The 13,589-nt window shown below is 64.5% G+C and carries 11 protein-coding genes; 8 read left to right on the top strand and 3 right to left on the bottom strand.

Going from position 1 to position 13,589, the window contains the following annotated elements:
* Nucleotides 1-5 precede the first annotated feature (5 nt).
* From FOC84_RS23430 to FOC84_RS23405, 6 genes are read left to right on the top strand one after another with little or no spacing between them, the layout of a single operon-like run.
* Nucleotides 6-908, top strand: a complete 903-nt coding sequence (locus tag FOC84_RS23430) for a glycosyltransferase family 2 protein (protein WP_013395113.1) — start codon at nucleotides 6-8, stop codon at nucleotides 906-908.
* A gap of 27 nt (nucleotides 909-935) precedes the next feature.
* Nucleotides 936-2,231, top strand: a complete 1,296-nt coding sequence (locus FOC84_RS23425; protein WP_173146551.1) for an O-antigen ligase family protein — start codon at nucleotides 936-938, stop codon at nucleotides 2,229-2,231.
* Complete coding sequence (locus FOC84_RS23420) at nucleotides 2,224-3,354, top strand: glycosyltransferase (protein ID WP_173146550.1); 1,131 nt, start codon at nucleotides 2,224-2,226, stop codon at nucleotides 3,352-3,354. The genes FOC84_RS23425 and FOC84_RS23420 overlap by 8 nt, the downstream gene beginning before the upstream one ends.
* A 13-nt stretch (nucleotides 3,355-3,367) precedes the next feature.
* Entirely contained in the window at nucleotides 3,368-4,255 is an 888-nt protein-coding gene (locus tag FOC84_RS23415) for a glycosyltransferase family 2 protein (protein ID WP_173146549.1), read from the top strand.
* Entirely contained in the window at nucleotides 4,252-4,812 is a 561-nt protein-coding gene (locus FOC84_RS23410; protein ID WP_173146548.1) for a putative colanic acid biosynthesis acetyltransferase, read from the top strand. Before FOC84_RS23415 ends, FOC84_RS23410 begins: the two co-directional genes overlap by 4 nt.
* Nucleotides 4,809-6,080 (top strand): glycosyltransferase WbuB, encoded by a 1,272-nt coding sequence (locus FOC84_RS23405; protein WP_173146547.1) that lies wholly within the window; start codon nucleotides 4,809-4,811, stop codon nucleotides 6,078-6,080. The genes FOC84_RS23410 and FOC84_RS23405 overlap by 4 nt, the downstream gene beginning before the upstream one ends.
* A 111-nt stretch (nucleotides 6,081-6,191) precedes the next feature.
* Here FOC84_RS23405 and FOC84_RS23400 read toward each other — a convergent pair whose 3' ends face one another.
* From FOC84_RS23400 to FOC84_RS23390, 3 genes are all read right to left on the bottom strand, one after another.
* Nucleotides 6,192-6,857: a response regulator transcription factor gene (locus FOC84_RS23400; RefSeq protein ID WP_173146546.1), complete on the bottom strand. Its 666-nt coding sequence runs from the start codon at nucleotides 6,855-6,857 to the stop codon at nucleotides 6,192-6,194.
* Between the two features lie 359 nt (nucleotides 6,858-7,216).
* Nucleotides 7,217-7,969 (bottom strand): response regulator transcription factor, encoded by a 753-nt coding sequence (locus tag FOC84_RS23395; protein WP_088141727.1) that lies wholly within the window; start codon nucleotides 7,967-7,969, stop codon nucleotides 7,217-7,219.
* Between the two features lie 564 nt (nucleotides 7,970-8,533).
* Complete coding sequence (locus tag FOC84_RS23390; RefSeq protein ID WP_173146545.1) at nucleotides 8,534-10,138, bottom strand: glucosamine inositolphosphorylceramide transferase family protein; 1,605 nt, start codon at nucleotides 10,136-10,138, stop codon at nucleotides 8,534-8,536.
* Between the two features lie 381 nt (nucleotides 10,139-10,519).
* On the opposite strand from FOC84_RS23390, the gene FOC84_RS23385 reads away from it, so the two are divergent.
* Both FOC84_RS23385 and FOC84_RS23380 read left to right on the top strand, forming a co-directional pair.
* Nucleotides 10,520-11,185, top strand: coding sequence for a TetR/AcrR family transcriptional regulator (locus FOC84_RS23385; RefSeq protein WP_173146544.1), 666 nt, complete (start codon nucleotides 10,520-10,522; stop codon nucleotides 11,183-11,185).
* 47 nt (nucleotides 11,186-11,232) lie between these two features.
* Nucleotides 11,233-13,581, top strand: a complete 2,349-nt coding sequence (locus tag FOC84_RS23380; protein ID WP_173146543.1) for an acyl-CoA dehydrogenase — start codon at nucleotides 11,233-11,235, stop codon at nucleotides 13,579-13,581.
* Nucleotides 13,582-13,589 lie beyond the last annotated feature (8 nt).

The following is a 13,589-nucleotide window of genomic DNA, read 5'->3' as shown; positions in this document are numbered from 1 at the left end:
CCTACATGCGCAAGCGTCATAACGAGTATTCACGTCAGCTCATCGACTTCGTCCGCGAGTTGCGGCCGCCGGCGCCGATCGCAGGCAGCCTGTTGCCGAAAGTGACCATCGTGACCCCCTCGTTCAACCAGGCCCGATTCCTGGAACGCACCATCCTGTCCGTGCTGAACCAGGGCTATCCGCGGCTGGAGTACATCATCATCGACGGCGGCTCCACCGATGGCAGCGTGGACATCATCCGCAAGTACGAGCGCTACCTGACGTACTGGGAAAGCACGCCGGACCGCGGCCAGTCGCATGCCATCAACAAGGGCTTCGAACGCGCCACGGGCGACTACGTGGGCTGGCAGAATTCCGACGACCTCTACTTCCCGGGCGCGTTGCGCAAGCTGGGCGCGGCCGCCTCCAAGGGACGCGCGCCCATCGTCAGCGGCAACCTGTTCGTGGCGGATGCCGACAACAAGATCTTCCGCAAGATCCATTACACGCCGGTCAACCGCGGCACGCTGACGGTGGTAAAGGCCTCCATCCCGAACCAGTCGGCGATCTTCCGCCGCGATCTGCTGCAGAAGTACGGACTGCTGCAGGAAAGCATGCGCTACTGCATGGACCTGGAGCTCTGGAGCCGGCTGCTGCGCGAGGGCAAGAACCTGATCGTGCCGGACGCCATGGGCGTGTACACCGCCCATGACGAAACCAAGACGGCGCTGATGCAGGACGTGCTGCTGGAGGAGCGCGAGCAGATCGTCACGCGCATCCGACGCACGGAACCGGGCCTGGGCAAGCTGTTCGAGCTTTCCTGCCGCGCCTCCAAGGTGGCCGCGCATGCGCGGCAAGGGGACCTGTCCTATCTGTTCGAAAAGCTGACCACCAAGATATTCGGACGCGACGACTGGGCTTCGCACTAGCGCCTGTCCATACCGAGAAAAGCCGCAATGACCACGCACCGCCGCCTTTCCACCCTGCATCTGCTCGGCATGTTCGCCTTCACGGCCCTGGCCTTGAACGACGATCATTTCGTCCTGGGCGTCGGCAGCTTCAAGCTGTCACCGTTCGATTTCCTGTTCGTCGCCATGCTGGTGGTCAAGATGCTGCGGCTCGCGGATCCCGCGGCCTATGCGCTGCCCCGCGGCATGCTGGGCATGCTGCTGGGCATCCAGACCGTGTCCGTGATCTACCTGCTCCTGGTGTCGCTGCACCATCCGGGCATCGAGACCGGCGACGTGGCGCGGGACCTGCGCATCGTGTTCTATTTTCTGTGCACGCCCTTTCTTTGCTACAAGGACATCGACAGTCCCGCCGCCTATGCGGTGCTGCAGAAGTACATCGTGGCGGCCTGCCTGGCCGTGGCCACGCTGATGCTGGCCGAGCAGCTGCAGGGCTTCAGCGTGGCGAATCCGCTGCGCAACGTGCGGCTGGGCGTGTGGGCCATTCCGTTCGGCGTGGTGTCGCTGCTGTACTTCCGGCGCACGCTCAACGTGTCCGGACCCAAGGCGTACGCGCTGACGGTCTACATGCTGATGGCCCTGGTGTTTTCGCTGAACCGCAGCCAGTACCTGCAATTGGCGATCTCGGTCTTCATTGCCGTGCTGCTGGGTGCGGGCCCCGAAATCCGGCGCCGCGCCGTCCTGGTCTTCGCGCCCGCCGCGGTTGCCGGCGTGCTGATCTTTGCCAGCATCGGCTACCTGGACGTGCTCGCCAACCGCATCTTCAGCGTCGAGCGCCTGGACGAAGACTCCAGCTATGGCGCGCGCGTCCAGGAAATGCAGGGGCAGATGGACTTCTTCGCGGAGAGTCCGGTGTTCGGCAAGGGCGCGGGCTTTCGCAGCTGGGTCATGGGCGAGAACGGCTTCGAACTCAGCACCTTCGCCCACAACTCCTGGGCCTTCTACCTGATGAAGTTCGGGGTGGTTGGCACCATCATGATCATGCTGCCGCCGGTGCTCATCCTGCTGCTCACCCTGCTGCGACGATATGCGCATCCAGGCCTGGAGCTGCACCGGCGCTACCTGCTGGCCACCGCGCCCATCTACATCTTCATCGACTCGCTTTCCGGCGGCCTGGCCTACGCGCCCAAGACCGCCTTCACCGGGTTCCTGCTGTGCTATTGCCTGTCGCTCATGCGCAATGCCCAGGTCATGCCCGTGCCAGAACAAAAAACGACATCCGCCCCCAGCCACCGCCCGGACGTTGCGCGCCGGACGCCAACTAGAGTGATCCCACATGCCTGATGTCTTGTTTGTCGCGCCGGACCTGCACGGTGGCGTAGGAAGATGTGTCGCCTTCATCGTGGATGCCTTGCCGGAGCAAGGGGTCGATTCCGCCTTGTTCCTGCTGCGCTCGCGCGTCCGCGAATATCCCGTATCCAACCCCAAGGTGATCCGAGCCCTCCCGGTCAACGAATCTCCCGCCGCGCTGCGGCTGATGCTGCCCCTGGCCTTTTTCAAGCTGCTCATGCAGATCCGGCGTGACAAGCCCGCCATCGTCTGCTCGCACGGCCTCTTGTGCAACATGCTGGTCATCGCAGCCAAGAAGCTGCTGCGCGGCAAGTTCAGCACGGTCGCCTTCGAACACAGCAGTCCCGCCATCCATTACGGCGCCTCGCGCATGCGGCGCCTGAAATGCTGGCTCGTCAGCCAGACCTACCGCCGCCACGATGCCGTGGTGGGCGTGTCGCGCGGCGTCAAGGAAGACCTGGTCAGCATGTTTCCGCCGTTGCGCGGCAAGGTCCACACCATCTACAACGGCGTGCCGCTGGACAATGTCCGCGCGCAGGGCGGCCGCGGCGGGGACGAGCCCGCGCAGCCCGCGCCCTACCATGTGGTGGCCGTGGGCCGGCTCGAGGCGGTAAAGGACTATGCGACCCTGATCGACGCCGCCGCGCTGCTCGACGACCCCGGCATCCGCTTCACCATCCTGGGAGAAGGATCCGAGCACGCCGCCCTGCAAAAGCGCATAGATGAGAGCGGCTCGCGCACCCCGGTCACCCTGGCCGGCCATATCGACAACCCGTTCCCGGTGATTGCGGGCGCCGGCGCCTTCGCCCTGACCTCCCTGCGCGAGAGTTTCGGCAATGTGCTGGTCGAGGCCCTGTGCCTGGGCGTGCCGGTGATATCCACCGACTGTCCGCATGGCCCGGCTGAAATCCTGGATTCCGGCCGTTACGGCCTGCTGGTTCCGGTAGGCGATGCCGCCGCCCTGGCCGAGGCGGTGCGCCGCCTGGCCTACGACGGGGAAATGCGTGAACGGTTTGCCGAACAAGGTCCCGAACGCGCCGACGCCTTCTCCCTGGAACGGCACTGCCGCAACGTCATCGCCCTCTTCCGCCCGCTGATGCAGCGCGGCACGCCCTGAAAAGGACAGCATCATGCAGAAGATACCGGTATCGGTCGTCGTTATGACCAAGAACGAGGAACGCAACATCAACAAGTGCCTGAAGGCGCTGGCCGAGTTCGACGAGGTGTTCGTGGTGGACTCCAACAGCACCGACCCGACCTGCGCGATGGCGACGGCGCTGGGCGCCAAGGTCTCCAACTTCCAGTGGAACGGCAAGTATCCCAAGAAGAAGCAGTGGTGCCTGGAACAGCTGCCGTTCTCGCACCCCGTGGTGCTGTACGTGGACGCGGACGAAGAGATGACGCCCGCGCTGGCCGCCGAGATCCGCGAAGTCCTGCCGCGCTTCGCGGCGGGCGCGGGCGGCGCCTTCGTGCCGTTCGATTACGTGTTCTGCGGCAAGAAGCTGGAACACGGGCACCGCGTCTACAAGCTGGCCCTGCTGGCGCGCGACCGCTCGCGCTTCCTGGACTACGACGACCTGGACGTGGCCCATATGTGGGAAGTGGAAGGCCACTACCAGCCGCAGGTGGAAGGCGAAACCTTCGCCCTGCGCCAGCGCATGGTGCACAACGACCATGATTCGCTGTTCCACTATTTCGACAAGCACAACCGCTATTCCGACTGGGAAGCGAACCTGCGCACCAAGGGCCTGATGAACGATCCGCGCGAGGCCAACGTGGGCGCACGCGCCCTGCTCAAGCGCATCTTCCAGGCCATGCCGTTCAAGGCGCCCGTCTCGTTCCTGCATTCCTATATCTTTCGCCTGGGTTTCCTGGACGGCAAGGCCGGCTACGACTATGCCGTGGCGCGCGCCATGTACTACTGGCAAATCGGGATCAAGACCGAGGAGCTGAAGAAGGCGCGGCAAGCCAGCGCTGCCGCCGCGCGCGACGACGCCGTGGCGGGAGCCGCCAAATGAGCGCCCTGCAACGCCTGGACCGCTTTGCGCTGGCGCCCGGCCAGCGCGGCCGCTCCGCCCTGACCGTGCAGCTGTGGTGGACGGTGCAGGCGACGCTGTTCCGTTGGTCGCCGCAGGTGGCCTACGGCTTTCGCCGCTGGCTGTTGCGCTGCTTTGGCGCGCAAGTCGGCCGCAAGGTGCTGATCCGGCCTACCGCCACCGTGACCTATCCGTGGAAAGTCGAGATCGGCGATTACGCCTGGATCGGCGACGACGCGGTCATCTACAGCCTGGGCCCCATTCACATTGGCGCCCACGCCGTGGTGTCGCAGCGCAGCTACCTGTGCGCCGCCGACCACGATGCGGGGCAGCCCGACTTCCCGTTGCGCGAACGCGCCGTGCGCATCGAGGACGGCGCCTGGGTGGCGACGGACGTGTTCATCGGCCCGGGCGTGACCGTGGGACGCGAAGCCGTGATCGGCGCGCGCAGCTCGGTGTTCCGCAACATGCCGCCCGCCATGGTATGCCACGGCAACCCGTGCCGCCCGATCCGCGCACGCCAGGCTGGCCCGGCATGAAGATCCTCATCTACGGCATCAACTACGCGCCCGAACTCACCGGCATCGGCAAGTACAGCGCCGAGCTGGCCGAGTGGCTGGCCGCGCGCGGGCATGAAGTCAGCGTGGTGACGGCCCCGCCCTACTATCCGCAATGGCAGGTGCACGAGGGCTATCGCGCTGGCCGCTACCGCAAGGAAGTCCTGCGCGGCGTCACCGTGCGCCGCGCGCCGCTCTGGGTTCCGGGACGGCCAGGCGGCCTCAAGCGCCTGATCCACCTGGCCAGCTTCGCCCTGTCCAGCCTGCCCTCGCTATTGCGCGCCGCCGCCGGGCGGCCGGACATCGTCCTGGTGGTGGAGCCCGCGCTCTTCTGTGCGCCGGCAGCCTGGCTGGCCGCGCGGCTTTGCGGCGCCCGCGCCTGGCTGCACATCCAGGACTACGAAGTGGACGCCGCGTTCGAACTCGGACTGCTGAAGGGCGCCGGCCTGCGCGCCATGGTGCTCAGGGCCGAACGCTGGCTGATGCGCCGTTTCGACCGCGTGTCGACCATCTCGAACCGCATGCTGGACCTGGCGCGGGCCAAGGGCGTGGACCCGGGCCGCGCCGTGCTGCTGCCGAACTGGATCGACGTGGATGCGATCGCGCCGCACGCCGGCGGACAGTATCGCGCCGAGCTGGGCATACCGGACGATGCCATCGTTGCACTGTATTCGGGCAATATGGGCGGCAAGCAGGGCTTGCAGACCCTGGCAGACGTGGCTCGCAGGCTCAGCCGCGAAACGCGCCTGTGGTTCGTGTTCTGCGGCCAGGGGCCCGAGCGCGCACCGCTGGAACAGCAATGCGCGGGCCTGGCCCGCGTCGTGTTCCTGGACCTGCAGCCCGCCGAGCGCCTGGGTGAATTGCTGAATACCGCCGACATCCATCTGCTGCCTCAACGCGCCGGCGCGGCCGACCTGGTCATGCCGTCCAAGCTGACCGGCATGCTGGCCAGTGGCCGGCCCGTGGTGTGCGGCGCCTCGCCCGGCACCGAGCTGGCCGGCGTGGTGGCGCGCTGCGGTCTCCTGACGCCGCCGGAAGACGGCGCCGCCATGGCCGAAGCCGTGCGCAAGCTCAGCTACAACGCGCAGATCCGCGAAACGCTGGGCGCCGCGGCGCGCCAGTATGCGCAGGCGCATTTGCACGTGGACAGCGTGTTGGCTGCGGCCGAACAGGAATTCAAGGCCCTCATCGGCGCCAAGGGCAAGCCCGCTGCCCGCCCGGCGCAATCCGACGCCAACACCGGCGCCTGATCGTACCCCTCAACAATCCGCCAGGTTCAATCGTCTTGCGGCGGTTGTTGATGGGTCGCGCGCGCTCGAGGACAGAGCTTTCGCACGGCGCCTCCCGCACGCGCCCCCCTCCTACGCGTCGGGATCGTGCTTGGCGGGCGTCACGCCGTTGCCGCTTCTGACCAACCCCATCTGCACGGCGATATAGGCCGCCTCGGCCTGGTTGCGCGCGTTCAGCTTCCAATACAGAGTGCGCGCGTGGCTCTTCACCGTGGCCACCGAGATGCCGACCTGCTGGCCGATCTCCCGCATGGTCTTGCCCTGCACCAGCAACTGCAGGATCTCTTCCTGCCGTTGGGTCAGTTCCCTCAACTCCTGGGTTGGCGGGTGCGACGCACCCTGAGGTCGGGCCGCCGGCTGGGGATAGCATTCGCCGCCCGCCATCACCAGGCTGACCGCGGCCGCCAGCGCATCGGGGCTGGATGCCTTGGGCATATAGCCCGCCACGCCCGCCCGCGCACACGCCGCCATGACGCCCGGGTCCAGCACCGAATAAAGCACCAGCACCAGCCGCGGCATGAAGAACGCCATCGACTGTGACAGGAGCCCGACGTCCTGCTCGGCCAGGCCGCTGCAACCCATCACCAGCAGCTCCACTGGGCGGTTGATCGAACTGGACATGGTGAGCAGTTGGGCTGGCGAGATGGCCAGAATGTCATCGGTGTTCCGCGCACGCTCCAGCACATGCTGGATCGCGACACGGAGCAGTGCGTAGTCTTCGATCAGTACGGTTGTCATCCCGGGGAGAACCTTGTGACGCATGGCCCATACACGGTTCCCATGACGCTGGCGCATCATTGCTGCAACGGCAGGCTGCTGGCGTCACCGACCTCACGGGAATCTCGTCCGCGGCACGGAATCGCGATGGCGAGGCGGAGTGGTTCGCCTTCTCGATCCAGTCTTGCGGACACAACCCATGCTATCAGCGGCTACGTTCGCTGAATCTCGTTCAGGTGGATGAATGGTGGAGGAATGCAGCAGCACTGCGACCGCGGATACTGCTGTGTATGAATTAGCCAGGATGGCTATGCGCATTCCCGGCAGCAACGGAACGCGTGCGTTCCAGGCTGCCGGGCAGGCAGCGCAACCAGCCTCGGTTACCCGAGCTTGCGCCCATAGAGCTGCCCGGCGTCCACATCCCTGCCATTGGGTTCATGCCATTCCAAGGTCGCGCCGCGCTGCAGCGCCGCGTATACGGCTTCGCCCTTGTTCTTGACATGCAAGCGCTGGTAGAGCGTGCACGCATGCGTCTTGGCCGTGGCCACCGAAATGTTCAGCATCCTGCTGACGGTCTTGATCGGATAGCCGCGCGCCAGCAGCACCAGCACTTCGTATTGGCGCGGCGTGATCTGCAGCAGCTGCGCGCCGGCGCTGACGGGCATGGAACCCTTGTTGGCGGCGACATCGTCGGCGTCCCTGGCCGGCAAGGCGCAGACCGCTTGCGCGGGAGCCTGCAATGCCTGCTCGCTGGGGAAGCACTGCCCGCCCGCCATGACCAGGCGGATGGCCGCTTCAAGAATCTCCACCGACGCTGTCTTCATCAGGCAGCCGTAGACGCTGGCCCCAGGCAGGCCCTGCACCGGCATGGGCAGAGGCATGACGTCCGTCAGCAGCAGGATCCGCTTGGGCGTGAGCACGCGCTGGATTTCATGCAGCGCGCTCCACGCTTCGTCGGTATCCACCGGCAACCCATAGATCAACAGATCGGCGCCCGCGTGCACGCCGTCCGCCTTGGAGATGTCAGCCAAACCCATCCCCTCGATTTCCCACACATCATCCAACTTGCTCAGAATCTGCCACAACCCCAACCGCAGGAGCGGATGGGCTTCAATCAGGACCATCTTGGCCATGGTGTCCTCCCGGTTTTTCGACGGGCCTAGAAGGGATCTTCGCTGTGCTGAAGACTATTTTTTATCCAGCCCCGCGACGCGAGTCCGCAATATCCCGGAATATCTAATGAAGCTGAACCGGGGCATTTGGGCTGGGAGACTTTGGTAGCCAACATAACGGATGGCATGAGGTCATCTTATGGTTCGAAATTGTCAAAATCAAGACGTTTCGGGTCGATATAATCCGACAAAAACAGAAATCATTCGTTAGCCTTAATCATCCTCGTAAATACGGACGAGACGCGCATCTCATCCGTTCCGGCGCTAGGGTTTTCACCAGGAATTCCCCATGAGCAGCTTGCGCTTTCTCTATGGAAGAGGCAGGAGCGATGCGGCTTCCAGACTAAGGCAGGCCAATGTTACAGCCGTAAAAAAGCCGCGCCGCGGCATCCGCCGGGCGCGGCCTGGGAGTTCCGGAACCTAGGCAATAACTGTCTATATGTTTCCGTGGACACATCAAGCCCGTGCGTCTTTCTCGTAATCGAAATATAGGTAACATTTTTATTTTTGCGTTTCCGGCACGATTTACTCCATATAGGCGAAGTCAAATACCGTATGCCCGCCCTGATGATGCCAATGGTGCATCGAAGCATGGCGTTTTCTCAGGAAGCTGGCGTAGTGGATTTCGCCGTCCGTTTCCACGTAGGTGGACGGCGTTAGTTCCTCGATCCGGTTCAGCGACACGCCCTTGCCGTAGTGGCAGAAGCCCTGATACTGGGCACAGCGGATCACCTCTCCGCCAGGCGACACAACGATTCCGGCGTTGCGGGCGCGCATCGGGTTGCGCACGATGGGGTTGCAGGCATGCGGCGTCCACTCGGTCGATCGCGGCGAATCCGAAAAGAACGCGAATAATTCGTCGCAGTGGCTTTGGCCGTCGGTCCGGTCGATATTTGTTAATAACCACCAGTATTCTCCATGCTTGAAAATAATGGTATCGACAGCGGATATATTCGTCATCAGATTTACATCGAGCTCCCACTTAAGTGGAAAATCGGTGCATTTCCAGAGTTCTATACTACGGTTTCCGCAGGTTTCCGGCACCATGTAGGTGACGCCTTCGTGCTCGAATATATAGGGAAACGACAGATGGTAGGGCAGGTTCAGGGCTGTGCCCAGCAGGCGGAAAGCCCCGTCCGAGTAGGTCGCGACCGAGATCGTGCCCTTGCGGGAGGTAAAATCGTAATCCTCAAAAAATATATACGGCTTTTTATCCTGGGTATATACAAACGGATCTGCGAAGAATCTACCCTTGGGTGGCTGCAATACCATGGCCTCGGACACCACCGCCTGCTGCCGGGCGGAAGGAAACATGCCTATCCGCCAACGCACATTGCGTTTCATGACGCGCCGCACAATCAGATCCGACATTAACCACGCCTGGCGCGCAATGTACGCGGCGCTATCCCATTCCACCGGATCCTCGCGCCGCATGCCGCTCATGATCTGCATGCCGGGCGGCGCAACCCCTTGCTTGACGCGGGCCAGCGCCTGCAGCGCGTCGTACACCATGAAATTTCCCAGGCTGAACGCGCGCGCCTGATTCTTCAACCAGAACAGTTCGGTGTTGAAACTGCGCTGGTCCAACAGTTCGTCCTGGTCCTCGCGCGGCCCGACGCGCCAGAGTTTCACCGTGGTGTGATCCTCACGCTGGTAGACCTCCCAGAAGCCGGCATAGCGGCTCGTGGCCACGGCAATATCGGAATAACTCAGTTGCCACACGCCCAGGCGCGCCCAGCCCGCCATTTGTTCGCGAGTGGCCGGTGATGCGCCCAGCGTGATGACCAGGTCCAGGCCCAGCGCCGCGACCTGGCTCTGCGCCTGGACCGCAGGCACGCCAGGCGCCAGCGACACGACGGCGGCCGTATCCGTCGGCACGCTTTCACGCATGTCGCGGCAGGCCAGCGCTTGCCGGTGCTTGGCCGGCAGCAGCCGCGCTTCCAGGCGCGACAAGGCGCCGAACAGGGCGCGCGCGCCCAGGCGCGGCGATTTCTCACCGCCCTCCGCACTCATCACCAGCAAAGCAGCGACTTCAAAATCCTGGCTATGCCTGAGCCAATCCACCATCTCATGCATCCAGCCGGGTTGCTCGTACCCGTCAACCAGCAGTCCCACTCTGTAGGTTTTCATTTCTCCTGCTCCTGTGCCAGGGCTTATCGGCCTTCCGTCCGGTACGGCGAACGGGCTAGCCATTGCGTATTCAGGGGCGCGACAGATTCAAGTCTTCGCGCTGATACTGCGGGGTTTTGCGCGTCCCTTCCAGACCACATACAACCTAGGTCGGCAGTCCGAGGACGAATGGCGCAGGATCATGCGCATACACTAGGAAATTGCTACTCCCTACGCATGAGATTTGTCATCCGCTTGGCGGAGGCAAAGGAGAATCCGGGCGGTCCCGAATGTGCGACGCGCGGGGCGCTAGTGGTAAACCCTATTGGGGATAGCCGAGGCTCGCGTCTCAGCCATCTCTCACGCATAATTGTTTTTAAACGAACGTTTGAATTCAACCTTATGCAAGAAATCAGACCATCCCCTACCCGTGAATCGATCCTGGACACCGCCGAGGCCTTGTTCGCCCAGCAGGGACACGATGGCACCTCGATGCGGCAGATCACCGCGGCCGCCGGCGTCAACCTGGCGTCGGTGAATTACCACTTCGGCTCCAAGGAGTCACTCGTGCAGGCGGTGCTCAAACGTCGCCTGGAAGTGCTGAACCGCGAGCGCTTGCGACTTTTGGATGAACTGGAGGCGCAAGCCGAAGGCAAGCCCTTGAAGCCGTCGCAGATCGTGGACGCCTTTTTCGGCACGCTGCTACGCCTGGCGGCAGATCCCGCGCAGGCTGGCAGCACCTTCCTGCCGCTGCTGGAACGCACCATGACCGACCCCTCGGATTTCATCCGCGCGCTGTTCGCCGAGGAGTACGCGGACGTGCTGGAGCGCTACCGCAACGCGCTGTTCGCGGCCCTGCCCGACGTGCCCCGCGCGGAAATCGTGTGGCGCTTCCAGTTCATGCTGGGTGCCACCTCTTACGCCATCATCGGCACGGACCTGCTGCGCTCGGTCACAGGCTGGACCATAGACGACGCCGAACAGCCCGATAACCCCGACCTGCTGCTGCCGCGACTGATGAGCTTTCTGCTCGGCGGCCTGCGCGCGCCCCTGCCGCACGTACCCTGAGCGCCCCGCGCCCGCAGACGGAACAGAACCTCCACGGAGACAAGAAAATGAACGCAGTCATCCTCGCTCTGGTCATCGTCGCGCTCCTGGCGGCGGTCGTGCTGGGCGTGCGTCCGATCCGCCGCGCCCTGCTGTCGGCGCCGATCTTCAATCTGTACCGCAAGGTGCTGCCGCAGATGTCGGACACCGAGCGCGATGCGCTGGAAGCGGGCACGGTGTGGTGGGAAGGCGAACTGTTCCGCGGCCGGCCCGACTGGAGCCGACTGCTGGCCTATCCTCGTCCGCGCCTGAACGATGAGGAACAGCGTTTCCTCGACGTCCAGGCCGAAGAGGCCTGCCGCATGGTCAACGACTGGCACGTCACGCAGGAAAGCCACGACCTGCCCGCCGAAGTCTGGAGCTACCTGAAGACCCAGGGCTTCCTGGGCATGATCATTCCCAAGGAATATGGCGGCCTGGGGTTCTCGGCCTATGCCCATTCCGAAATCGTGACCAAGCTGTCCACGCGCTCGTCCGCGCTGGCGGTGTCGGTCATGGTGCCCAATTCGCTCGGCCCCGCCGAACTGCTGCTGCACTACGGCACCGATGAACAGAAGAACCACTACCTGCCGCGCCTGGCGCGCGGCGAGGAAGTGCCCGCCTTCGCGCTGACCAGCCCCTGGGCCGGCTCCGACGCCGCCGCCATTCCCGACAGCGGCATCGTCTGCAAGGGCGAATGGCAAGGCCGCGAAGTGATAGGCATGAAGGTCACCTGGGACAAGCGCTACATCACGCTGGCGCCCGTGTGCACCCTGCTGGGCCTGGCGTTCCGCCTGTACGATCCGGACGGCCTTCTGGGCGGCAAGAAAGACCTGGGCATCACCTGCGCGCTGGTGCCGCACGACCATCCGGGCGTGGACACCGGCCGCCGCCATTTCCCGCTGAACGCCATGTTCATGAACGGCCCCACGCGCGGCGCGGAGGTGTTCATGCCGCTGGACTTCATCATCGGCGGCCCGGCCATGGCAGGCCAGGGCTGGCGCATGCTGATGGAATGCCTGGCGGCGGGACGCTCGATCTCGCTGCCGTCTTCCAACACCGGCATGTCCAAGCTGACGGCGCGGGCGGTGGGCGGCTATGCGCGCGTGCGCAGCCAGTTCCGCACGCCCGTCGGCAAGTTCGAGGGCGTGGAGGAAGCGCTGGCGCACATCGGCGGCAATACCTACATGATGGACGCCGCGCGCAGCATGACCGCGGGCGCGGTGGACCTGGGCGAAAAGCCTTCGGTCGTGTCCGCCATCGTCAAATATCACGTGACCGAGCGCGCGCGCCAGGTGGTCAACGACGGCATGGACGTCATCGGCGGCAAGGGCATCTGCCTGGGCCCGTCCAACTTCCTGGGCCGCGCCTATCAGCAGATTCCGATCGGCATCACCGTCGAAGGCGCCAACATCCTCACGCGCAGCCTGATCATCTTCGGCCAGGGCGCGATCCGCTGCCATCCCTATGTGCTGGCTGAAATGCAGGCCGCGCAGTCGCCCGACAGGAAGCAGGGCCTGGACGATTTCGACCGCGCCTTCTGGGGCCACGTGGGCTTCGTCGCGAAGAACAAGCTGCGCGCCTTGGGCACGGCGCTCAGCGGCGCGCGCTGGGTCGGCGTCAACGCCGATGTCGCACCCGAGATGAAGCGCTACTACCAACTGCTCAGCCGCTACAGCGCCGCTTTCGCGCTGCTGGCCGACACCTCGATGCTGGTGCTGGGCGGCAGCCTGAAGCGCCGCGAGCGCCTGTCGGCGCGCCTGGGCGACGTGCTGTCGCAGATGTACCTGATCAGCGCCACGCTCAAGCGCTTCGAGGACGAAGGCCGCCAGGCGGCCGATGCGCCGCTGGCGCACTGGTCCATCCAGGACGCGCTGTTCAAGCTGCAGGAAGCCATCGAAGGCGTGCTGGACAACTACCCCAACCGCTTTGTGGCCTGGAGCCTGCGCCGTCTGGTCTTCCCCTGGGGCCGCACGCAATCCCTGCCGTCGGATCAGCTGGGGCAGGATGTGGCGCGGCTCCTGATCAACCCGAGCGCGACGCGCGACCGCCTGACCGCGGGCTGCCATCTGCCCGCAACCGAAGCCGAACCCGTGGGCGCGATCGAACAGGCCCTGGCCGCCACGCTGGAAGCCGAACCCATCGAAGCCAAGATCCGCGAGCTTGAAAAGCGCGGCGCGCTCGACGGCAATCCGCAGGCCAATGTGCGCGACATCGCCGACGCCGCCTTCGCCATCGGCGGCATCACCGCCGAGGAATATGCCGTGGTGAAACGCCGCAACCGCTTGCGCGACACGGTAGTCAAAGTGGATGATTTCCCCTTTGACTTGCGCGCCGCGGACCAGGGCAGCCCCACGGCCGAACGCAGGGCCGCCTGAAGGAGGAA

Origin of the sequence: Achromobacter pestifer, from assembly GCF_013267355.1 — a bacterium.
In the GTDB taxonomy this organism is placed as follows: domain Bacteria; phylum Pseudomonadota; class Gammaproteobacteria; order Burkholderiales; family Burkholderiaceae_B; genus Achromobacter; species Achromobacter pestifer_A.
Note: the sequence above shows the minus strand (reverse complement) of the source record. Positions and strands in the feature narration are given on the sequence as shown.